17 protein-coding genes are annotated in these 22,751 nt (G+C 67.5%); 9 read left to right on the forward strand and 8 right to left on the reverse strand.

Annotated features, from left to right (window positions below; genetic code table 11):
• Nucleotides 1–216: 216 nt before the first annotated feature.
• On the reverse strand, nt 217–402 hold the full coding sequence (locus EDD27_RS55485) for a hypothetical protein (protein ID WP_206641408.1): 186 nt from the start codon (nt 400–402) through the stop codon (nt 217–219).
• A 668-nt stretch (nt 403–1,070) separates the two neighbouring features.
• Between EDD27_RS55485 and EDD27_RS14575 the strand changes: the two genes are divergently transcribed.
• From EDD27_RS14575 to EDD27_RS14600, 6 genes are all read left to right on the forward strand, one after another.
• Entirely contained in the window at nt 1,071–9,875 is an 8,805-nt protein-coding gene (locus EDD27_RS14575) for a DNRLRE domain-containing protein (protein WP_164903612.1), read from the forward strand.
• Between the two features lie 484 nt (nt 9,876–10,359).
• On the forward strand, nt 10,360–10,920 hold the full coding sequence (locus tag EDD27_RS14580; RefSeq protein WP_206641409.1) for an Imm1 family immunity protein: 561 nt from the start codon (nt 10,360–10,362) through the stop codon (nt 10,918–10,920).
• 610 nt (nt 10,921–11,530) lie between these two features.
• Complete coding sequence (locus EDD27_RS58620) at nt 11,531–11,797, forward strand: transposase family protein (protein ID WP_164903613.1); 267 nt, start codon at nt 11,531–11,533, stop codon at nt 11,795–11,797.
• A gap of 418 nt (nt 11,798–12,215) precedes the next feature.
• Entirely contained in the window at nt 12,216–12,536 is a 321-nt protein-coding gene (locus tag EDD27_RS14590; protein ID WP_127932918.1) for a CPBP family intramembrane glutamic endopeptidase, read from the forward strand.
• A 78-nt stretch (nt 12,537–12,614) separates the two neighbouring features.
• A complete protein-coding gene (locus EDD27_RS55490; RefSeq protein WP_206641410.1) occupies nt 12,615–13,763 on the forward strand; it encodes an RICIN domain-containing protein in 1,149 nt (382 codons plus the stop codon).
• 77 nt (nt 13,764–13,840) lie between these two features.
• Nucleotides 13,841–14,710 (forward strand): hypothetical protein, encoded by an 870-nt coding sequence (locus tag EDD27_RS14600; protein WP_206641411.1) that lies wholly within the window; start codon nt 13,841–13,843, stop codon nt 14,708–14,710.
• A 150-nt stretch (nt 14,711–14,860) separates the two neighbouring features.
• Here EDD27_RS14600 and EDD27_RS14605 read toward each other — a convergent pair whose 3' ends face one another.
• From EDD27_RS14605 to def, 5 genes are read right to left on the reverse strand one after another with little or no spacing between them, the layout of a single operon-like run.
• The gene (locus tag EDD27_RS14605) at nt 14,861–15,211 is read right to left on the reverse strand and encodes an MmcQ/YjbR family DNA-binding protein (protein WP_127932919.1); all 351 of its coding nucleotides are present in this window, start codon (nt 15,209–15,211) and stop codon (nt 14,861–14,863) included.
• Between the two features lie 9 nt (nt 15,212–15,220).
• Complete coding sequence (locus EDD27_RS14610) at nt 15,221–15,637, reverse strand: CBS domain-containing protein (protein ID WP_127932920.1); 417 nt, start codon at nt 15,635–15,637, stop codon at nt 15,221–15,223.
• A 56-nt stretch (nt 15,638–15,693) separates the two neighbouring features.
• Nucleotides 15,694–17,199, reverse strand: coding sequence for a pyridoxal phosphate-dependent decarboxylase family protein (locus tag EDD27_RS14615; RefSeq protein WP_127932921.1), 1,506 nt, complete (start codon nt 17,197–17,199; stop codon nt 15,694–15,696).
• On the reverse strand, nt 17,192–17,812 hold the full coding sequence (locus EDD27_RS14620) for a helix-turn-helix domain-containing protein (RefSeq protein WP_127932922.1): 621 nt from the start codon (nt 17,810–17,812) through the stop codon (nt 17,192–17,194). Before EDD27_RS14620 ends, EDD27_RS14615 begins: the two co-directional genes overlap by 8 nt.
• Nucleotides 17,813–17,819: 7 nt before the next feature.
• Entirely contained in the window at nt 17,820–18,362 is a 543-nt protein-coding gene (def, locus tag EDD27_RS14625) for a peptide deformylase (RefSeq protein WP_127932923.1), read from the reverse strand.
• Nucleotides 18,363–18,493: 131 nt separating this feature from the next.
• Here def and EDD27_RS14630 point away from each other — a divergent pair, with 131 nt between their 5' ends.
• Nucleotides 18,494–19,288 carry a class I SAM-dependent methyltransferase gene (locus tag EDD27_RS14630; protein WP_127932924.1) on the forward strand — a complete coding sequence of 265 codons (795 nt, stop codon included), beginning with the start codon at nt 18,494–18,496 and terminating at the stop codon, nt 19,286–19,288.
• An 18-nt stretch (nt 19,289–19,306) separates the two neighbouring features.
• On the opposite strand, the gene EDD27_RS14635 is transcribed toward EDD27_RS14630, so the two are convergent.
• On the reverse strand, nt 19,307–19,822 hold the full coding sequence (locus tag EDD27_RS14635; protein ID WP_127932925.1) for a hypothetical protein: 516 nt from the start codon (nt 19,820–19,822) through the stop codon (nt 19,307–19,309).
• 39 nt (nt 19,823–19,861) lie between these two features.
• A complete protein-coding gene (locus EDD27_RS14640; protein WP_127932926.1) occupies nt 19,862–20,794 on the reverse strand; it encodes a hypothetical protein in 933 nt (310 codons plus the stop codon).
• Between the two features lie 129 nt (nt 20,795–20,923).
• Here EDD27_RS14640 and EDD27_RS14645 point away from each other — a divergent pair, with 129 nt between their 5' ends.
• Together EDD27_RS14645 and EDD27_RS14650 are read left to right on the forward strand one after the other, a co-directional pair.
• Nucleotides 20,924–21,895 (forward strand): GNAT family N-acetyltransferase, encoded by a 972-nt coding sequence (locus tag EDD27_RS14645; protein ID WP_127932927.1) that lies wholly within the window; start codon nt 20,924–20,926, stop codon nt 21,893–21,895.
• A 52-nt stretch (nt 21,896–21,947) separates the two neighbouring features.
• Nucleotides 21,948–22,721, forward strand: a complete 774-nt coding sequence (locus EDD27_RS14650) for an arylamine N-acetyltransferase family protein (RefSeq protein ID WP_127932928.1) — start codon at nt 21,948–21,950, stop codon at nt 22,719–22,721.
• The last annotated feature ends 30 nt before the right edge of the window (nt 22,722–22,751 follow it).

A 22,751-nucleotide genomic window follows, 5' to 3' on the forward strand; every position in this document is an offset into this window, starting at 1 on the left:
AGCTCCCCCTGGACCCCGCTCTCGTTGACGCTCGGCATGCGGCCGAGCACCTGGCCATCCTCTCCGATGCCGTACGCGCCTGCGGGATCAAGGACCCGTAAGCCAGGGTCACGGTTCTGGACGAACGCTTCGAGCACGTGGCCCCGCCGCTCGGCGCGACACCCGACCCGGGGAGGGAAGTGGCCGGTGCTACTACACCGGCCACAGCTACAAGATCTACGGCGATGGGTTGGAGGTCGGCGACAGGGGGTTCGTCGACTGGACGGCCCGCCTGCTCGGCAACCGCGAGAACGCCACGTAGACGATCTTGCCTACGCGGAACTTCACCCGGTCCCTGATGAGGCGCTCCGACGAGCGGGGAAGCGTGCGCGCGAACTGCCGTACATCGTCGACTGTGACCACGCGGCCACGTTACCGGTTGCCCTCGGCGGCCGAAATGTCGCCGAGCGCCGAGTTCGGGTCCCGCTCGATCGCGAGGTAGCCGAGGCCGATGCCGACACTTCAGCTTGTTAGGTGCAATGTGGACATGTCCGAGGCGCAGCCGACATTCCCGACTTTGCTGCCATGCCTGACCTCTCCCTTGCCTGTGAGTGGATCCGGATTGATCTACACACGGATGCTTTCGCTCGTCAAGACGTGGCGCTCGCCTGTGATGTGGTAACTCGGCGTGCCGGATGAGTTAGCTGTGAGTTTGCTGGGAGTCCGAATTGTCGGGTTCCTTGCGGGCTGATCGGTGATCTGCGGCTTTTACAGACAGTCACGTTGACCGTGAGTCGGTGAGGCCGTCGGCTCACGATGAATCTTCGCAGCGGAGATCGCTTCTCGGGGTCATGGGAGTGGATGTTCGAAAGCCAGCTCTGATCACGCTGCGTGATTCTTGACTGAATGCCCGATTTTGTGGCGTGATGCGGGTGTTTTTGCCGCGCCGATCTTTATCTCATCCTTATCCCTCGGCCCTGCCGGGCCTGTCTGGAGTGGAGCGCGCCTTGCCCCAGTTACCCTCCGATCAGCTTTCCGAGTCCCTCTTACGGCGCCACCGTCGTCACGGACGGTGGCGGCGCGCGATCACCATGGTGATCGCCCTCGCCATGCTCGCCTCCCTGGCGCCGCCGTCCCCGGCACTGGCGCAGACGACCTCGGCCCCGGCCGGGCCGAGCCTGGTGTCCCGGTTCGCGTCCTGGGTGAGCGGCGCTGTGGCCGGCACGGTGGCCGGCACGGTGGCCGGCTGGTTCACCGAGGATCCCAAGGGCGAGATGCGCCCCGCCCAGGAAAAGATCACTCTGCCGGGGCGGGACGGCGGCCCCGCACCGTTGAAGCTGGAACCCGTCAAGGAGCCGGGCAAGCGGGTCAAGGAGCTGACCGACCAGCGCACGGCCTCCAGCCGGACGTTCGAGCTGGAGGACGGCCGCCGGCAGGTGGAGATCTCCCCGGTGCGCCGGCACGTGCGGGACGAGTCCGGCACGTGGCAGCCGGTGGACACCCGGGTGCGCGAGCACGCCGAGGACGGGTTCACGCTGGCAGCCGAGCGGGTGGGGTTCGTCGCCCGGTTCGGTGAGCGCAGCGACCGGCTGGTACGGGTCGGGATCGGCACGGCGCAGGCGACCTTCGGGCTGCCGGGCGAAGCACGGACGATCAAGCCGGAGGTGGACGGCGCGAAGGTCACCTACCGGGGCGCGTTCGGCGAGGGCGTGGATCTGGTGTACGAGGTGACCGCCTCCGGGGTGAAGGAGAGCATCGTGCTCGCCCGCGCCCCGCAGGGCAACCCGTCCTACCAGTTCACCGTCAGCATGTCCGGTGGCCTGCAGGCCAAGGCGAACCCGGACGGGTCGATCGGGTTTGTGACGCCGTCCGGCAAGGGGACGGTGCTCACGATCCCGAAGCCGTTCATGATCGATTCTGCGGACGACGCGGCCTCGCCGTACGGCAAGCGCTTCTCCGCGGCCGTCACCCAGACGCTGGGCGAGCAGTCGACCTTGACGGTCATCCCGGATCCGGGCTGGCTGGCCGCTCCCGAGCGGGCCTGGCCGGTGATCATCGACCCGACCGTCGTCATCGCGCCGGACGGGTCCACCTCCAGCGACGCGATGATCGTCTCCACCTCGCCGACCACGAACTACGACAGCGACCTGCGGCTGAGTGCGGGCCGTTCGGGGACCAGCGTGTATCGCGGGCTGGTGCAGTTCAACCTGACGGGGGCGGTCCCCGAAGGGACCACGATCGACAAGGCCGAGCTGGGGATGTACTACGACCAGACGCTGGCCGGCTCGACGGGATCGGTGGCGCTGGAGGCGCGGCGGGTGACCCAGCCGTGGGCAGCAAGCACGGTGACCTGGAGCTCGATCAACACCGCGATGGGTGAGGTCGCCGCCACCGCCACCTTCCAGGCCGCCCAGGCCAACATCTGGCACACCTACACCATCACCGACCTGGCCCGCGCCTGGGTCGCCGGGACGACGCCGAACCACGGCGTGATGATCAAGGCGGCCAACGAGACGGTGACAGCGGGCGGCCCGCAGTACGCCGAGGGCGCATGGGGCGCGGGTTTCCCGGAGAACCCGATGCCCAAGCTGACCCTCACCTACGGGACACCGTCGGTGCAGCTGGGCCGGCCGCTGGTGGTGCACGCCACCGGCGCGGAGCTGGCCTGGAAGCCCTATGACGGACCCGGCGAGGTGACCGAGTACCAGGTGCACCGCAGCCAGGACCTTTCCTTCATCCCGTCCCCGGCCACCCTGGTGGCGCCACTGGACAACCAGACGACCACCTACACCGACACCTCGGCCACGCCGAACACGAGGGTGGCCTACCGGGTGGTCGCCATCCGGTCGGCCGGGGAGGCATCGACATCGGGGCCGGTCATCGTCGGTCTTCCCAACGCGGGCATCACCGTGGCCACCCTCCCGCCGAGCGCCGACACGACACTGACCAGCTGCCAGCCCAGCACCGGGCACGACAAGCTGGGCGAGCGCGCGAACCTGTCGGCAGGGTTCGGCGGCACCACCTTCGGCACCACCAGGGCCCTGCTGAAGTTCGACACCTCCGTCATCCCGGCAGGCGTCCAGCAGGCCTCGGCGAACCTACGGATCTTCCAGGTCGCCCACCGCGGCCTCGAGCCGAGCTACCACTTCTACCCGCTGACCCGCTCCTTCGATGAGGCCACCGCCTCATGGCAGCAGGCCGCATCCGGCGTGCCCTGGACGAAGGCCGGCGGCGACCACGAGACCACCTCGGTGGGGGAGGGCTTCTGGACCTCCCCCACCGAGCCCGACTTCTCCAGCTGGTGGTCCCCCAGCGGGTTCGACACGCTGGTGCAGCGCTGGATCAGCGACCCCTCCAGCAACCACGGTCTGCTGCTGCGCGCCGACAGCGAATCGACCAAAGCCTGCCCGACCAGCGGCAACGGCGACTCCTTCACCTCCTCCGAGGCGGCTGAGCCGGAGGTGCGGCCGTGGCTGGTGGTCTACTACTACGACCCGACGCTGACCTACCACGCGCCCGCCACCCCGTCCCGGATGGCCGGTGGCGAGCAGCGCACGATCGACGTCACCATCACCAACACCACCAGCGAGACCTGGCCGGCGGGCTCGACCCGGCTGGGCTATTTCTGGAAACTGCCCGACGGCACGGACGTGACCGGCGGCACTCAGCTGTTCACCCCGCTGCCGGTCGATCTGGAACCTCGTGACACGATCACCGTCCAGGCCGAGGTCAAAGCCCCGGCGCTGGCGACGGGCAACCTGGCCGATGCGGTGTCGCTGGTGTGGGACACCCAGGACACCACCACCAACAACTGGAAGTCCGCCAGCCACCACCTGCCGCAACTGCCGCAGCAGATCCGCCTGGAGTCCCCGACCAGCGACCTGCTCGGTCTGGAGAAGTTCTACGCCTACACCGGCAAGAACACCGGCGCCGGCGGCACCGCGCTGGTCAACCCGTACGCCGGCAACGTGGTGTGGAACTACAACGCCTTCTCCAACCCCTCCCGCGGCGCGCAGACGTTCGTCCGGATGACCTACAACAGCCTGGACACCAGCGCCTCGTCCATGGGCTACGGCTGGTCACTGCAGACCTCCACCTTGCAGCGCCTCGGCTCGCAACTGCACCGCCACCCACCCGGCCAGGACTGGCCCGAACAGGTACGGCTGACCGACGGCGACGGCACCACCCACGTGTGGCTGCGCGACCCGCCCACCTGCACCGCCAACTGCGAGTACAAGCACCCGCGCGGCGTGCACCTGTACCTGCAGAAGACCGGCTCGGCCGACCCGCTGCGGCAGTGGGTCTTCACCAAGCCCGACCGCACCCAGTTCTTCTTCGACGACGAGGGCTTCCAGTCGGCGATCGTGGACAAGAACGGCAACACCATGTCGTTCACCTACGAACGCCGCAAATCCAACAACAAGCCCACCAAATTCCTGCAGTACATCACCGACGCCGCCGGCCGCCGCACCCTGACCTTCGACTACCACGAAAAGGGCCAGGACTACACCTACATCGACGACGCGAGCTGGCAGCCCGTCCAGGCCACCAAGCTGACCAACCCGCACATCATCGACACCGTCGAGTCGATCACCGACATCGCCGGCCGCAAGGTCACCTTCGCCTACACCGACAAGGGCCTGATGGCCCGGATGATCGACGGCGCCGGCGACGAACAGGCCAAGACGTTCGGCTTCCGCTACGACGCCACCCAGGGCAACAAGAACGTCAAACTCGTCACCATCACCGACCCCCGGGCACACGCGGAAACCCCGGACAACCCCGAGCAGCGCGCCACCAAGCTGGACTACTACGACGCGACCGAAGACCCGGAAGATCTGTGGAAGGCCCAGACCCTCACCGACCGGCTGAACGGGGTCACCACCTTCGGGTACGTCGACCCGGACGGGCCGAGTGGTGCTGTGGTCCACGCAACGGTGACCGACCCGCTGGAGCACCAGACACGGTACGTACTGGACGCCTATGGCCGCCCCGATCTGATCACCAACGCCAACGGCGAGATCACCGACCTGGAGTGGGACGCCGACCACAACGTCACCACACTGATCGAGAAAGGCCGTCCCGACGCCGGTACCGAAGACGCCATCACGACCTGGAAGTACGACGACAAGACCGGCTACCCGCTGGAGATCAAGGACGCCGAGGCCAACAAGAACGGCACCCCGCCCACCACACTGACGTACGCGGCTCCGGCCAACTTCAAGGGTTTCGTCGCTGACCTGGTCTCCAAGACCAGCCCGATGGGCAACAGGCCGGAAGCCGGCACCGACCCCAGGCACCACACGTGGCAGTTCGGCTACGACGACCACGGCAACCTGGAGACGGTCACCGATCCGCTCGGCGTCCTGACCGCCGATCCGAGTGATTACACCACTACCTACACCTACGACGACGTCGGCCAGTTGGCCACGGCGGCCGATGCCAAGGGCAACACCACCGCCTACACCGACTACCACCCGACCGGCTACCCGCAGAAGATCACCGACGCTCTCAACAACGCCACCACCACCGAATACGACGTGCGCGGCAACGTCCGGTCGGTCACCGACGCGCTGGGCAAGATCACCACCCAGACCTACGACATCTTCAAACGCCCGCTGGAGTCGAAGGTCCCCAAGGACCAGAACGCCTCCCCGCCGGTGCTCATCGTCACCCCGGCCCCCATCTACGACCGCAACGACAACGTGGTCAAGATGACCGCCCCCAACGGGGCCGTCTCCACCGCCGCCTACGACAACGCCGACCAGCTGACCGCCTCGTTCCTACCCAAGGACACCGCCGACGCCCCAGAGCGCAAGGCCACCTTCACCTGGGACCTGGCCGGCAACCTGAAAACCCAGACCGAGCCCAAGGGACACCTGCCCGGCGCCGACCCGGCCCACTACACCACCACCTACGAATACGACCCGATCTACCAACTGACCGGCGTCATCACCACCGACGTCCCCGGCAGCCGCCAGAACAAGATCACCTACACGTATGACGACGTCGGCAACGTGCGGTACGTCATCGACCCGCGCAAGAACGCCACCGCCGACACCGCCGACTACACCGCCTTCTACACCTACGACCTCGACCACCGGGTCACCAAGGTCAAGGACGCCGCCGGATTCGAGACCGAGGTCCGCTACGACCTCGACGGCCGTGTCATCGAGCAGGAGGACCAGGACGACAACATCGCTTACACCGACTACAACGAGCGCGACGAGGTCATCCGGACCCGCGTCCCGCACGCCGGCACCGCCGACGGCATCAAGTATGTCGTCACCGAGTTCGCCTACGACGAGGTCGGCAACCGTACCAAGGTCATCACTCCGCGTGGCGTGGAGACCACCGACGACCCGGCCGACTTCATCGCCGAAACCGTCTACGACAAGCTCAACCGCCCGGCCGAGGAGATCTACCCCTACGACCCCGACGACCCGGTCTACAACACCCCTGACAAGGTCCTTTACTCCTACGACCCGGTCTCCCGGCTGAAGGAGATCTCCCACCCGCCCTCGCACGGGCAGAGCATCCGCAACGTCACGACGATGACCTACTGGGACAACGGCTGGTCCAAGACCACCACCGACCCGTGGGACATCAAGACCACCTACGACTACAACGAGCTCGGCCTGCAGACCAACCGCACCGTCACCTCAGCGGGCGGCTCCAGCCAGCGCGCTTTGGACTGGTCGTACTACCCCGACGGCAAACTCAAGACGCACTCCGACGACGGCGCCCCGCTCGGCCTCGACGTCGTCCTCAACGACAACTCCGACACCGGCCAGGTCACCACCACCGGCACCTGGACCCTCGGCACGGGCGGCAGCTCGGCCTCCAACATCGTCGGCCCGCAATCCACCGCTGAAGGCTTCGTCGGCTACGACTACGCCACCGCCCCCGCCGGCACCGGCCAGTCCGCCTTCACCTGGAACCTGACCACCCCCACCGACGGCACCTACAAGGTGCAGGTCCAGTACCCGACCGGCGCGACGGCCACCAACGCCAAGTACACGGTCAAGCACAAGGACGGCGAGGCCGGCGTCACCGTCGACCAGACCCAGAACCCCGGCACCTGGGTCGAGCTGGGCAGCTACACCTTCACCGCCGGCACCGCACACAGCATCACCCTCACCGACAACGCCAACGGCACCGTCGCAGCCGACGCGATCAAGCTGGTCCGCGACAACACCGGCGAGTCCGACACCGAGAAGAAGGACTTCACCTACACCTACGACCCCAACGCCAACCTCACCAAGATCGAGGACAAGTCCCCCACCGCCAAGATCGACGTGTGGGACGTCGCCTACACCAACCTCAACCAGATCGACACGATCAAGGAGTTCCTCGGCGGCGCGCTGAAGAACACCACCAGCTACGCCTACAACGAAAACAGCGCCGTCACCACCCGCACCCACGACAAGACCATCGCCACCTACGGCTACGACGTCCGCGACCTGGTCAGCGAGGTCGTCAACAAGAAATCGGCCACCGACACCGCGCCGAAGACGACCCGCTACACCTACACCTCGCGCGGTGAACGCTTCACCGAGACCAAGGCCAATGGCAACACCGTCGCCTACGACTACTTCCTGTCCGGCGTCCTGCGCCACTCCCTCGAGAAGAAGCCCAACGCCACCGTCGTCTCTGAGCACACCATCGGCTACCAGGGCAACCTGCACCGCTCAAGCGACCACGCCAAGATCCAGAACGCCGACAACCCCGGCGCCTACCTCGACCACACCTATACCTACGCCTACGACCCGCGTGACCGGATCGCCAAAACCGTCAAGACGCCGACCGGCGGCGGCCCGATCGAGAACGAGATCTACTGGCACGACGCCAACAGCAATGTGTGGGAGGAGGAGGTGCTCGGCAAGAAGACCACCTTCGCCTACGACCGCAACCGCCTGATGACCTCCGTCACCAACGGAGCCACCACCACCTACACCTACGACCCCTACGGCCGGCTGCGCACCATCCAAAGCGGCGGCAAGAGCCAGGAGAAGTACACCTACGACGGCTTCGACCACGTCACCAAACACGAAAAGCTCGGCACCGACGGCGCCACGTCCACGGTGACCAGGTACACCTACGACCCGCTCGACCGCACCACCAGCAAAACCGAGAAGGAAGGCACCGCCAACGCCAAGACCACCACCTACTCCTACCTCGGCCTCTCCGCAGAGGTCCTGGACGAGGAAGTGGCCGGCAAACTCACCAAGTCCTTCCAGTACACGCCGTGGGGCGAGCGACTGTCCCAGATCAAGTTCAACGCCGACAACACCGAGGAATCCTCCTACTACGGCTACAACTCGCACACCGACGTCGAGCAGATCACCAAGGAGAACGGCGACACCCGCGCCACCTACGGCTACACCGCCTACGGCAAGAACGACGACAAACTCTTCACCGGCGTCGACAAACCCGACCCCATCGACCCCACCGCCAAAGAGGAGTACAACCCCTACCGCTTCAACGCCAAGCGCTGGGACAACTCCACCGGCATGTACGACATGGGGTTCCGCAACTACAATCCCGGCCTCAACCGCTATCTCAACCTCGACACCTACAACGGCGCCCTCGATAACCTGTCACTCGGCCTCGACCCCTGGACCGCCAACCGCTACTCCTTCACCGGCGGCAACCCCATCACCAACATCGAACTCGACGGCCATCGTTCAGACCCCAAGGGAGCCGGGAACCCCGCACGTTCCGCTGAGAACGCCGCACCTGTCCAGGGGGAATCCATCCCGGTGAAGCTCGACTGCGCCGGATCGGACTCCGGCGCGTCTCAGGGGATGGGCTGCGGACCTCCTGAGCTGAACATAAATGCGTTCGAGAAAACCTTTGTCCTTTGGATGTGGAACTGGCGCAATGCAGTGGCCGGCGCGGCAGAATGTGCATCCGGGAAGAGCATGCTGGCCTGCTTGGAGGCCATGCAGGACGCGTTGTTCAAGAGGCGTATCGGAGTCCCGGATTCCACCGGTAAAGGTGCGACAAAGAAGTTCGACTGCCACAGCTTCGTGCCCGGCACCGAAGTGCTCATGGCCGATGGCACTCGTAAGCCCATTGAGGATGTAAAGGTCGGAGACGAGGTTCTGGCCACTGATCCGGAAACCGGGGAGACCAGAGCCGAACGCGTCACGGCAATCATGACCAGCAAGGGCGACAAAGATCTCGTCCAGATCAGCATCGACATCGACGGTGACAAGGGTGACGCCCGCGGCAGCATCATCGCCACCGATCACCACCCGTTCTGGGTGCCCATCCTGCGAAAGTGGGTCAAAGCCGACGAACTCCAGCCTGGCATGTGGCTCCGCACATCCGCAGGAACATACGTCCAGGTAGAGGCAATCCGCAAGTGGACCGCAATACAGCGCGTTCACAACATGACGGTCGAACGCCTCCACACGTACTATGTTCTGGCAGGCTCCGCGCCGGTACTCGTTCATAACTGCGATATCGGAAGCATCATCGACGAGCTTCCAGGGCGCGGCAAGGACGATCCCACACTCGGGCAGGTCTTCAAGGAGACCGACGAGGGCAACCAGAAGATCGGAGCTCCGTTCAGGAGTGGCTACACTGACGACGCGGACGAAATTAACAAATACCTCCTGAAGTCTCCTTACATTGATAATCCGCCAAATGGGAAATTCGGGATAGTCAGTCACGTGGAAACAAAACTCGCATGGCGTATGAAGAACAAAAAGATAAAATCCATGAACGTTGCGATAAACCATAGGAAGGGCCCGTGCACAGGAGACTTCTCGTGTTCAAGGGCGGTCGAGGCGATCCTTCCTGTAGGATCAACCCTGACGGTCTGGTTCAAGGACCCAGCAGGTAAAGTACACAAGACCGTACTCAGGGGAAAGGCGCCGACGGAATGAGCCGCCTCATGCCGACGGCAGGGCTGCCGGTCACCGCGTAATCGCAGGCCTGACATTCTCCAGATGACATAGCCGGAGCTCCTGGTGGGTGGGCGGATCTTCACACCTACACCCTTCTGCCGGGAGCTCTGTGTGCTGTTCTAACGTCGGTCGGTTTCTCGTGCTCAACTCTGCACTGCGACGAGTGGGCCATGCTGCTGTCAACCCGATCCCTGATACGTGGCCATGCTTCAGACAAGGCCGAGACGACGGTCTGCATGGTGAACATCCGGGTCATCGTCCACCTGACGCGATCCTCTGGACCTCCGCCTCCCTGCCGGGCAAGACCCACGACCTTTCCGCGGCCCGGATCCGGGTAACGCCCGGAAGGAAGCCGGAGTCTGCTGGTAAAATCCTGGCGTATCCTGCACAACGCCATCTCTCTTCTGCAAAACCACAGAATCACTCAACACGAAAGACTCAACGACAACGGAAGTGATAGGTCATGATTCTCAGTGTATTGTTCAATAATGAGGTGCACTATAGTGAAAGCTGGGACGCGACGTCTCGGCTCATCACCGAAGCGATGGAGAGCCTGCGCGGAGAAGAACAAGAGGCCGACGGCGCCTTTTATCCCGGAGATGACGCCTGGTTCCGACTTGCCGAACGGGGGGACAGCGATGAAGCCCCGGTGGCGAAAAGTTACTTGCGCGTCGCGATCAACCGACACACTGGTTACGGAGCTGCGGTCTGGTTCGTCAACCAAGAATTTCCCAAAGGGGGAGAGATTTACGAGTCAGTTTGGATATCCGATAATTCCGAACCCCCTGACTTTGACCCGCGCGTTGTGTCGGACCCTCACTATCCATTGTTCCATGACCCGACCAGCACGCTTCCGATTCCCCGGATCCGCACCGTGGTGGAAGAATTCTGCCGTGTGGGCACAGGAGAGCGGCCCGAGTGCATCAGTTGGGTTGCCGGCGAAATGAACGGGCAACGTTTCGACCGTCCACCCATTACCGAGTTCGTCGAAGACCCGGAAATTGATTGGGATAGCCTTAGGTAGCTCGTGAGGACGCATCCTGCTGGAGCACGTTATGTAGGTGTCTGCTGCCGGCTGCGCGACATGGGTTCATGCCAAAAGGATGAGACATCCCAATGAGGAGCAGTCAGGGGCCCATGCTCGGCGGTCGGCCAAGGACAGCATCCAGCCGGGCATGGTGTCGCTCGTACCCATTCCTCTCGACAAACTGGCTGTTCGCGATTGACCGGGCCAGTGCTGTCGGATAATCATGGTTGGGGATCGCGAGGGATCACCATGTGCCGCCCACTGAGATGATCATCCGAAGTGAGGAGCACTCGTGGTGGTGGATCATGTCCTCGCTAAAGAGGCACGGCCACGTTGGATTCTCATCGAGGGGTGGCCCTGGCCGGTGACGACCCTGCTGCCTCGCTCTTTCGCGCTCGGGCAGAACAGCCGTTGTCGCTTGTCAGGGAGAAGGGCTCTGCGGCGGATTTCGTGACCTCGTTGCGCACCGTGACGAGGAGGAGAAGCACAGGCGGATCATGATCATGATCGCGATTAGGTAACCGGCCGTGCATGGGTGCGGCCGCTATGTAGAAGATCGTTCGACCAAGAACGTGATCGTCTACAAGCGGGCGGCTGGGAGCCCATTGTGCAGTACGCCGGAGCAGGAACGGGAGCCTGCTGCGTCCATCTGTTCCTGCCGCAGTTGAAGAACCTGCAGGTCGAACGAGTCGTCGCCGACGCTGACAGCCTGCGGATCACCGCGCGAACCCGCACGGCTCATGCATCATGTCCGGGCTGTGGAACAGAATCGTCTCGGGTACATGCTCGCTATGAACGTCTTGTCCACGATGGCGTGGTCGGTGGCCGGCCCGTGGTGATCTGCCTGGCCGTACGGGGCGGTACATCTGCGTGAATTCCGCGTGCGGAACCAAGACGTTCACCGAACAGGTGCCAGGGCTGACCTTGCCGTACCGGCGGCCCAGCGTGTAACTGCTGGACATGCTGGAGAACATCGCGCTGGCGCTGGCCGGCCGGGCTGGCGCCCGCCTTGCTGGACTGCTGCGGATCGTTGTCTACCCGACCACGCTGATAAGGCTGATCCGAGCGCTCCCCGAACCCGAGCTCACCCCGGCTCCTGAGGTTGTCGAGGTTGATGATTTCGCGCTTCGCAGTCGGGCCGCTACGGGACGGTCATCGTGGAATGGGCACCGGGAAGGTGATCGACGTGCTGGACGGCGGCGACGCGGAGCCGTTCAAACGCTGGCTGACCGACCACCCTGGAGCCCGTGTGGTGTGCCTAGACAGGGCCGGAGCGTATGCGCTGGCGGTCCATGAAGGCGCACCTGACACCATCGAATGCGACGACGAGCCTGCCGTGGCCGTGGTTCCTGCCAGCGTTCCTGGTCGGCATCGTGGCCCTGGCCGTCCTGTACGGCGAGATGCGAGTGCGTACCGGCTCCATCTGGCCCGGCGTGGCCCTGCACACGGTGAGCAACGCGATCTCGACGCCCCTCCTGCTCCACGGCCACCTGCGCCTCGAGGGCCATGCTGACGTGTGGGTCGGGATCGCGCCCCACGCGATCGCCTCGATGGTGATCTTCGGCGGTCTCGGCTTCCACCTCTATCGCCGCCGCATTGCCGAGCGACCTTGAATAATGCTAAAGAAACTTTACTGAGGGTTGTAGGGCTGTGATACTCGCCGACCAGAACCCCCCGAGAAAGAGGATCACATGCCCCGACGAGTCATCATCGTCCTCTTTGGACTGCTCGCCGCGCTGGCGCCCGCGGTCCCCGCCGCCGCGGCCGACCCCCCTGTGACACTGGTCGGCCAGGCCTCCCTGCGCTGCCTGACCGTCCAGAGCCTCAGCACCGAACCCGGCGCCAAGGCCATCGTGTGGGACTGCAACGGCAAGGCCAACCAGGAGTGGACCTACACCGACGCCCAAGAGCTGCGCGTCTACAGCGGCAGCGACGTCAAATGCCTCGACGTCCAGGGCCGCGGCACCGCGCCCGGGACCGCCGTGCAGACCTGGAACTGCACGGGCGCCACCAACCAGAAATGGACGCTCAACGCCAACGGCACCATCACCGGCCACCACTCGGGCCTGTGCCTGGACGTCACCGGCGGCGGCGTCAGCCCCAACGGCACCGAGGTGAAGATCCAGACCTGCACGACCGGCACGAACCAGAAGTGGGCCCGGCCCCTGGCCGATCTCCCCGCCGGCGTGTACTTCCAGGACACCGGGACCCTGACCGGCTGGAACAGCTTCCCGCAGAAACCGCAGAAGCAGGGCGTGCTGCGCACGGTCGGCAGCCCCGTCTACAAGGGCGCCACCGCCATCGAGGCCCGGCAGACCTACATCAACGAGGGCGGGGGATACCACTCCGAGACCATCCAGCACCGTACACAGGCCGTGGGCCAGGACCGCTACTACGGCCAGGCCATCTACCTGCCGCCGACCTGGCAGTTCCACAACCAGAACGTCACCTTCCAGCAGTGGTCTCCCGAGGACCCCGAAGGCCCCTGGGAGCTGATGTACGTCCAGAACGACGAGCTCAGGCTCGGCGGTTCCGGCGGCTTTGCCGCCACCCTAGGGAAGATCACGAACCTCCGGGGCACGTGGATCAGGATCGTCACCCGGCTCAAGTTCCACGCCACCGACGGCGCCTTCGAAGTCTGGGTCAACGGGCAGAAGACGTGGAGCCGGACCGGCGTCGCGGTGTTGCCCAAGACGTCGCAGACCGTCCGGTGGTCGTCGGGCATCTACTGCACGGGCTGGCGTGAGGGCACGCCGAGCGGGCAGAGCGTCCTGTCGATCTACCACGATCACGCCAGGATCACCGCTTCCTACGCGCTCGCGGAGCCGGCCAACTGGTGACGCACTCTCCACCACGCGGATTCGGGCGGCCCGAAAATGACGGGCGTTGGCGGGAATCCCCGTGATAGGGGTGGGGGATGACGGAGCGAACGAGCGCACTGGACCGGGTGCTCATGCAGGCGGGCGGAAGCGAAATCCTCGACGTCCTGGCCGGACGCCTGTCCGGCGCCGACCTGACCACACTCCTGCTGGAGGTGATGCGGCGCCGCGCCCAGGCGCTCTCACCGGCCGACGTGCTGCGCCGCTACGGCCAGGACCGCTTCGTCGCCCCCGCCCCGATCCCGTTCACCAGGCTGCGGCGGGCGGAGGACGCCGTGTTGTCGGCGCTTCCCGCTGACGTCGAGGTGGTCACGCTGGCCCCGGTAGCACCCCTCGGCGCCTGCTCGGCGGTCGGCCCGGTGGACCAGAACAAGGTCGTCTCCACCGTCAGGAACAGCGAGGTCGCCGCCGACCCCACCAACGCGCTCGCCCTCGAGGCGGCGCTGCGCCGCCGCGCCGCCGCGGGGTCCGAGCCGGTACGCCTTGCCGCCCTGCAACGCGTCACCCGCGCCCAGCGCTTCGAAGGCGCCGCCTTCTTCGCCCACTTCACCCTCTTCGCCCTGGTAACGGCGGGCCGCGACACCGGCGACCTGGCGTTCGAACGCCGGCACGCGGCCGAGCACCTGGCCATCCTTTCCAAGGCTGTACGCGCCTGCGGGATGCCGGACCCCGAGGCGCGGGTCACGGTCCTGGACGAACGCTTCGAGCGCGTGGCCGCATCGCTCGACGCGAAACCCGACCCGGACAGGGAGAGCGGCCGGGGCTACTACACCGGCCTGTGTTACAAGATCTACGGCGGTGGGCTGGAGGTCGGCGACGGCGGGTTCGTCGACTGGACGGCCCGCCTGCTCGGCAACCGCAAGGAACGCCTGCTCATCAGCGCGCTCGGCGTCGACCGGCTCGCCTGAGCTCAGCGCGCTCGGCGTCGACCCGGCTTGCATGAGCTCAGCGCGCTCGGCGTCGACCCGGCTTGCATGAGCTCAGCGCGCTCGGCGTCGACCCGGCTCGCCTGAGGTCAGCGTCCGGATCGGTTGAGTCAACGTCCGGCTTGCCTGAGTTCAGCGACCGGCGGCGAGCTCTTGCTCCAGGCGCACCTTCTTCGGCACGCACATGCGCCAGGCCTCCAGCACCAGCTCGCGCATCTCCGCGACCTCGAGTGCGGCCATGCGCGCCACCACCCAGTTGAAGCGCAGGTCGGACTCCCTCGGCATGAGGAACTTGTCCGGCTCGGCCGCCACCAGCGCCTCGCGCTCCTCCTTGGGGAACCCGAAGCCCATGAGCGTCTCGTCCCGCGAGAACGCCACGTAGACGATCTTGCCTACGCGGAACTTCACCCGGTCCCTGATGAGGTGCTCTGATGAGCGGGGAAGCGTGCGCGCCAACTGCCGTACATCCTCGACTGTGACCACGCGGCCACGTTACCGGTTGCCCTCGGCGGCCGAAATGTCGCCGAGCGCCGAGTTCGGGTCCCGCTCGATCGCGAGGTCGCCGAGGCTGACGATGCCGACGGCGCGGCCGTCCTCGACCACCGGCAGGCGGCGCACGGCGTGCGAGCGCATGAGCTGCACGGCCTGGTCGATGCTGGTGTCGGGGCCGACGGCTTCGACCGACGGGCTGCAGGCCTCGCGGACCGGCGTCTGCGGGCCCTTCTCGTCGGCCACCACGCGCACCGCGATGTCGCGGTCGGTGACGATGCTGGCCATGCGGCCGTTGTCGTTGACGATCACGGCGCCCGCGTCGTTCTCGCGCATCAGCGCCGCGGCGACGGACACCGGCTGGTCGCCCTCGATCGTCGCAGGATGCGACGTCATCACGTCCGCTACGGTTTTCGCCATGGGAATCCTCCTGTAGGTCGGTCCGGGCCGACCTCCTACCCGGGCGAGTGAGCGATTCACGTCCGGAGGGACTTGGCCGCCAGGCGGATCTCCTCCAGCAGCACGACCAGGTCCCGCTCGGTGGTGTCCGGGTGCAGGAAGCAGGCCCGCAGCGCGTCGCGGCCGCCCAGCCGGGTGCCGGTGAGGAACGCGTTCCCGCGGGCCTGCACCGCGCCGGGGATCGCCCGGTTGAGCGCGTCCAGCCCGTCGCCGTCGCCGTCGCCGTCGTGCGGGCGGTGGCGGAAGGCCGTGATCGACGTGGTGACCGGGGCGAGCAGCTCGAAGTCGGAGGCCTCCTCCACCATGACGGCGAGCCTGCGGGCCAGGCCCGCCGTGTGGTTGACCAGGCTCACGATGCCGGAGCGGCCTAGGTGGGACATGGTGGCCCAGGTCTTCAGCGCGCGGAACGGGCGGGTCTGCTCGGGGCCGTACTCGGCGAACCAGCCGAGCTCGCCGGCGTTGTCGTCGATCAGGTACGACGGCACCAGGCTGAACGCGTCCCTTGCCGCCGACGGGTCGCGCAGCAACGCGCACCCGCAGCCCACCGGCACGCCCAGCCACTTGTGCGGGTCCAGCGCCAGGGAGTCGGCCCGGTCCAGGCCCGCGTAGTGCGGCGCGGCAGAGCTCGCGCCCTCGGCCAGGATGCCGAGCGCGCCGTAGGCGCCGTCCACGTGGAACCAGAGCCCGTGCTCGGCGGCCACGTCGGCGATCTCGTCGAGCGGGTCGACGGCGCCGGAGTTGACGGTGCCCGCGCTGCCCGCCACGCAGAACGGCCGCCGCCCCGCGTCGAGGTCCTCGGCCACCATGGCGCGCAGCGCGCCCACGTCCATCCGGTACGCGGCGTCAACCGGCACGGTGCGCACCTGCCGCGCCCCCAGGCCGAGCAGCTGGGCGGCCTTGTGCAGGCAGCTGTGACCCTCCTCGGTGACGTACATGACCATGGGCGGCCGGCCGGACAGCCCCTCCTCGCGGGCGTCCCAGCCGTCGGCGAGCGCGGCCCGCTGTCGGGCGGCGGCCAGGCAGATCACCGTGGCCATTGACGCCCCGCTGGTCAGGAGCCCACCGCCGGGCGGATGCGGGAACCCGACCAGCTCGGCCAGCCAGCGCACCACCGCCCGCTCCAGGTGCGGCCCGGCGTGGTCGCCGCCGGCGCAGCTGGGGTTGAGCGCGGCGGCCAGCGGCTCGACGAGCACGCCCGCCGGGTTGGGCGGGGAGTTGACCCAGCCGAAGAAGCGGGGGTGGCCGTTGCCCATCGGGTGCGGCAGCACGTGCGTGCGGGCGTCCTCGAGCAGCTCGTCCAGCGGGCGCCCGGCCTCGGGCAGCTCCTGATCGCTCAGCCAGGCGCGCTCGGCCGCCGGCACCGGTTGCCAGACCGGCCGACCGGCCACGCCCGCGAGATGCCCGGCCGCGATCGCGGCCGCCTTCGCACCGGCCGCACGCAGATCCTCGCCGTACGTACCGTGCGCGCCGTCCTCGTGGGAACCACCGGTGCCGTTCGCGGCGGGCGGGCGCAGGTCATTCATCGAGCTGTTCCTTCCGTGGTTCGTGGTGCCCGACTCCTCCCAGCTCCATGGCCAGGTAGTACACACAGTCGACGGCGCCGTCGTTGGCGAAGGCGTGGCGGCAGTCGCCCGGGTAGTAGCACGCGTCGCCTTGCTCCAGCACGTACGCCCTGCCGTTGATGGTCAGCCGCAGGCTGCCGTGCTCCACCGCGAGGTATTCCCGCGACCCGGGCGCGTGCGGCTCGAACTCGCCCGGGTCCACGCCAGGCCCGATGGTCGTGCGCATGAACTCGAACTCCACGTCGCTGAGCACCGGTGACAACACCCGCCGCTCCCAGCCCGACGGGTCGCGCAGCACCCGCTGCTCGCCGTGGCGCAGCACGCGCATGGCGCCGTGCGCCGGCTCGTCGAGCAGCCGCCCGATCGACGTGCCGAGCGCCGTGGCCAGCCGGTCGAGCACCAGCACGGTCGGCGTCTTGGCGCCGCGTTCGACGTCCGACACCATGCTCCTGCTGATGCGGCTCAGCTCCGCCAGCCGCTCGATCGACAAGCCGCGCGCCCGTCGCTCGCCGCGAATCCGCTGTCCCAGCTCGGCCATCGACAGGCCGGTGGACAGGACCCCTTCGCCGTCCATTCCTCCACTATAGCGGTGTCTTGTCCGCTACAGCGGAGGCGTGAGCCTCGCGGTAGGCGGCCAGCACCTGCTTGCGGCGTTTGGCGGGCAGGCGGTCGATGTAGAGGTGGCCGTCGAGGTGGTCGGTCTCGTGCTGCAGGCAGCGCGACAGCAGCCCGGTGCCCTCGACCGTGACCGGCTGTCCGGCGGCGTCGAAGCCGTGCACGGTGGCGTGGTCGGGGCGGGGGAGCGGCGCGTACTGGCCGGGGACCGACAGGCAGCCCTCGTCCCCGGCGTCGAGCTGCCGCTCACCGACCTCCGGCAGCTCCAGCGTCGGGTTGACGACGACGCCCTTGTGATGCACGCCGTCCGCGTCCGGGCAGTCGTAGACGAACACGCGCAGCGGCACGCCGATCTGGTTGGCGGCCAGGCCCACGCCCTCCGCCGCGTACATGCTCGCGAACATGTCCGCCACGAGTGCCGCCAGCTCGTCGTCGAACCGGGTGACCGGCTCGCACGGATGATGCAGCACCGGGTCGCCCACATGCACGATCGGCCGGACCTCTCCCACGACCAACGCCTTCCTCAGAAACGGGAACCTTCCGCCGCAAGTCTACTGTCTCACATAACAAGACATTCTCTCTTGAATGGTGAGACGAACGCTAGGGTGATCGGTATCGGAGCAAACGAAGGAGTTTGGCGATGGACGCCGTCTACACGCATGGCCACCACGAGTCCGTGCTGCGCTCGCACCGCTGGCGCACCGCGGAGAACTCGGCCGCGTACCTGCTGCCGCACCTGAAGCCGCACATGGCGCTCCTGGACGTGGGCAGTGGCCCCGGCACGATCACCGCCGACCTCGCGGGCCTGGTCGGCCACGTGACGGCGTCCGAGGTCACCGCGGAGGCGCTGGACCTGGCGAAGTCCGAGGTGGCCGCCAGGGGACTGGGCAACGTGGACTTCGCCGTCGCCGACGTGCACGACCTGCCGTACGCCGACGACACCTTCTGCGTCGTCCACGCCCACCAGGTGCTGCAGCACGTCGGCGACCCGGTGCGGGCGCTGCGCGAGATGCGCCGGGTGACCAAGCCGTCCGGGTACGTCGCGGCGCGCGACAGCGACTACGCGGCGTTCACCTGGTATCCGCTGGTGCCGGCGCTGGACGAGTGGCTGGAGCTGTACCAGACGGTCGCGCGCGGGAACGGGGGCGAGCCGGACGCCGGGCGGCGGCTGTTGTCGTGGGCCAGGGCCGCGGGGTTCGAGGACGTCACCGCCACCTCGTCCACCTGGTGCTTCGCCACGCCGGAAGACCGTGCCTGGTGGGGCGGCATGTGGGCCGAGCGGGTCGTGCGCTCCTCCATGGCCGAGCAGGCCCTGGCCACGGGCGCCGCCACGGAGGCCGATCTGCGGCGGATCTCGGACGGGTGGCTGGAGTGGGCGGCGGCCGGCGACGGCTGGCTGTCCATCCTGCACGGCGAGATCCTCTGCCGCGCTTAGCCCTGGGCGGGCCGGGTGCTAGAAGCCCAGGGTGCGGGCCCGCTGCCACTGCGGGTCGCGGTAGAGGACCATGTCGTCGCCGACCATCTCGTCGGGCGCCGACAGCATGGCGATCTCGCCCGCGGCCTGCAACTGCAGCAGCAGGTCACGCACCCGCGGCCCGATGGGCAACCGTCCGGCGGGCAGGCCGAGACCGGACCGCACCGTGTCGGCGATCTCCGACAGGCGGAACGGGCCGTCGAAACCGGCCACGATCCCGCGTACCACGCTCAGGGTGATGAGATTCTCGGCCTCGGCGTACGCCAGCTGCCAGGTGATCTGCCTCTTGCGCCGCCCGCTTCCCGCGCAGGACGAGCAGCCGCGCGCCAGACCCGGCGCGAGCTTCTCCTCGGCGGAGCCGAGGCAGGCCGAGCACAGGCCGTTCTCGGCGGCATGCAGCTCGGCGGTCATGCGGCCGCCGAGCAGCACGCCGCAGTCACAGGCGAACGCCTCACCCAGGATGCCGCGTTGTGGGGAGATCGTATGCTTCGTCACCGAGCCGACTCTACCGGGAAGCCGCCCGGACACGACCGGTCACGTACGGAGATCGCCCAGGCCACGCAGCCGGCGCAGGGCCTTGCGGGCCGCGGCGGCGACCCGTTCGTCCGGATGGTGGTCGATGAACACCTGCAGCACCCGCCCTGTCCACGGATGGTCCCCGAACGCCAGCATCGCGATCGTGTTCGTCTGCTCCTCCGAGTTCATGCCCATGGCGATGGAGTTGATCACCTCGCCCGGTTCGTCCCCGAACTCCAGCAGCGCCGCCGCCATGTCCACCAGCACCCACGCGATCTCCTCGGGCACCGGCTGACGATCCTCGCGCCCGGACCTGGCCGCGATCACCGCGCCCAGCTTCGGCTCCTCCAGCAACCTGGAGAGCGCCAGCCGGCCGTCCTCGCCGAGGTCCGACCACAGCAGCTCCACGCCGACGGCGCGGCTCAGCGGGCTCACTGTGCCCAGCACCGAGGCGATCTCCGCCGCCGCGGCCGCGTCGGTGTCCCTGTTCTTGAGCCACCCCGCCAGCTCCTCGCCGCGCTCGGCCTCCGGATAGGAGCGCAGGCCGTGCAGCAGCGCCGCCGCGTCGCCGTCCGCGAGCGACCCCATGACGGGGATCTCCTGGCCGGTGGTGTCCGCGATGATGAGCCGCGCCGCCCACAGGCCGAGCCAGCTCAGCGTGTACGGCTCCGCCTGGCGTACCAGGCCGAGCCCGGACAGCGTCTCGGGAATGTCGCCCTTGGCCGGCTCCCGCGACAGGAACATCCGGATGAGCTCCAGCAGCAGGCCCTCCTCGGTGGCCAGCCGCTCCCGGCAGTGATCCGCCCAGGCGGCCAGCACCTCCGCGTCGTCGCCCTCGGGTTTCAGCTCCTCGGCCAGCGGGGCGCCGCGTACGGCAGCGGCCAGCGTGGCCTCGTCGGGCAGCCGGATCGGAGGCTGCAGGGGCAGCGTGTCGTCGTCGTAGGACCTCACGAGCCCATCCTGTCGTGATATTTCCGCTAGAGTGCCCGCTGACGCCGAAAAGTCGGAAGAAAGGAGGCGCTGAGATGTCGGCACTGCCCCGGGCGCTCGTGGCGCCCGCTTTCACTTCTCGGAGGAATCATGCTTTTCCGTACCGCGGTCGAGGCTGATCTAGACCGCCTGCTCGACTGCGTCGTCGACGAGTCCATCAGCTGGGCCCATCCCGAGCGCCTGCTGTCGTTCCTGGAGAGCGGGAACTACCGTTACGACCGTATCTGGATCGCCGAGGACGACGAAGGCCGGATCCTGGCCCGCGCCGTCTGGTGGGGCTTTCCCGGCAGCGACAAGCCGCCGCTCGCGATGGACTGCCTGTACGTCCATCCGTCTGTCGATGATCGCGTGGGCTTGGCGGCCGAGTTGCTCCAGCACGCGTTCGCCGCGTCCGGGGAGCGGCCCGCGTACCACGTGTTCCTCTCCAACGGCTGGCGCGGCGATCCGAAGGCCACGGCGGCGATCGCCTGGCGGTGGCAGGCGGCCGGGCGCGCCGGGCTGACGGAGGAACTGGAGCGCCTACGGTACGAGTGGACGGCCGACGAGCCCGTGCCCGAGCCGTCGGAGCGGCTGGTGTTCCGCGGGGATGACGACGACGAGGCGTTCGTCGCGGCGTTCCGGCGGGTGGCGGAGGGCTCGCTCGACTACGACACGCGGGAGGGGCTGCTCACCATGGACCCGGAGACGCAGGCGCGCGAGGACGTCGACGTCTACAAGTCGATGCCGGGGGACCGGTCGTGGTGGCGGCTGGCGTACACCAAGGACGGGGACCTGGTCGGGGTCGCACTGCCGTCGGCCAACAACGCCGGACCGGTGGTGGGTTACCTCGGCGTCGTGCCCGAGCACCGCGGCCACGGGTACGTCGACGACCTGCTCGCCGAGATCACCCGCTTCCACGCCGAGCGGGGCGTGCAGCGGATCGTGGCCGACACGGACATGGGGAACGTGCCGATGGCGCGGGCCTTCGAACGGGCCGGTTACCGAAATTTCGCCATCCGGCTGGTCCTGTCCGCCAAGCCGGAAATCGCGGCGGACGGTGCGGACGCCGCGGAGCTCGGATAATCCCGTGAACACATGATGCGCGCGGGCCGTCGTACCCGTCATTGTTGATCGTATGACATGGGACATTGAGAAACTCGACCTGGACGCGTACCTGACCAGGATCGGCTACGACGGCCCGCTCGCCCCCACGGCGGCGACGTTACGCGCCGTGCACCTGGCGCACGTCCAGGCCATCCCGTTCGAGAACCTGGACGTGCTCCTCGGCCGCGGCGTCCGCCTCGACCTCGACAGTCTGCAGGACAAGATGGTGACGGGCGGGCGCGGCGGCTACTGCCACGAGCAGAACCTGCTGTTCGCCGCCGCGCTCGAACGCCTCGGCTTCACCCTGAAACGCCACCTGGCCAGGATCCGGCTCGGCCGCTACCACCTGCCGCGCTCCCACGCCACGCTGACGGTGGTAGTGGACAGCCGCACGTGGCTGGCCGACGTCGGGTTCGGGGGTGACGGACTGGTCGAGCCGATGCCGTTCGAGGACGGCGCCACGCTGGAGTCGGGCACGTGGCGGTGGCGGCTGGGGCGCGACGGCGACTTCTGGGTGCTGCATTCGGGGCCTGATTCCGAGGAGACGCAGCTGTACGCCTTCCGCCCCGACGAGCCGCACTATCCGAGCGACTTCGAGGTGGCCAACTTCTACGTCTCGGAGTACCCGCAGTCGCCCTTCCGGCACCACGTGCTCGTCCAGCGGACCACGGCGGACACGCGGATCCGCCTGGAGGACCTTCCGGTGACGACGGCGGAGGAGCTGGCGACGACCCTGAGCGACCGCTTCGGCATCGAAATCGCGGAGCGCGACGCCCATGCCGTCCTCCCCAAGCTCACGACCTGACCGTCCACGCCCAGGAGCACGATCGAGCGA

Origin of the sequence: Nonomuraea polychroma (assembly GCF_004011505.1) — a bacterium.
GTDB classification, from domain to species: Bacteria; Actinomycetota; Actinomycetes; order Streptosporangiales; family Streptosporangiaceae; genus Nonomuraea; species Nonomuraea polychroma.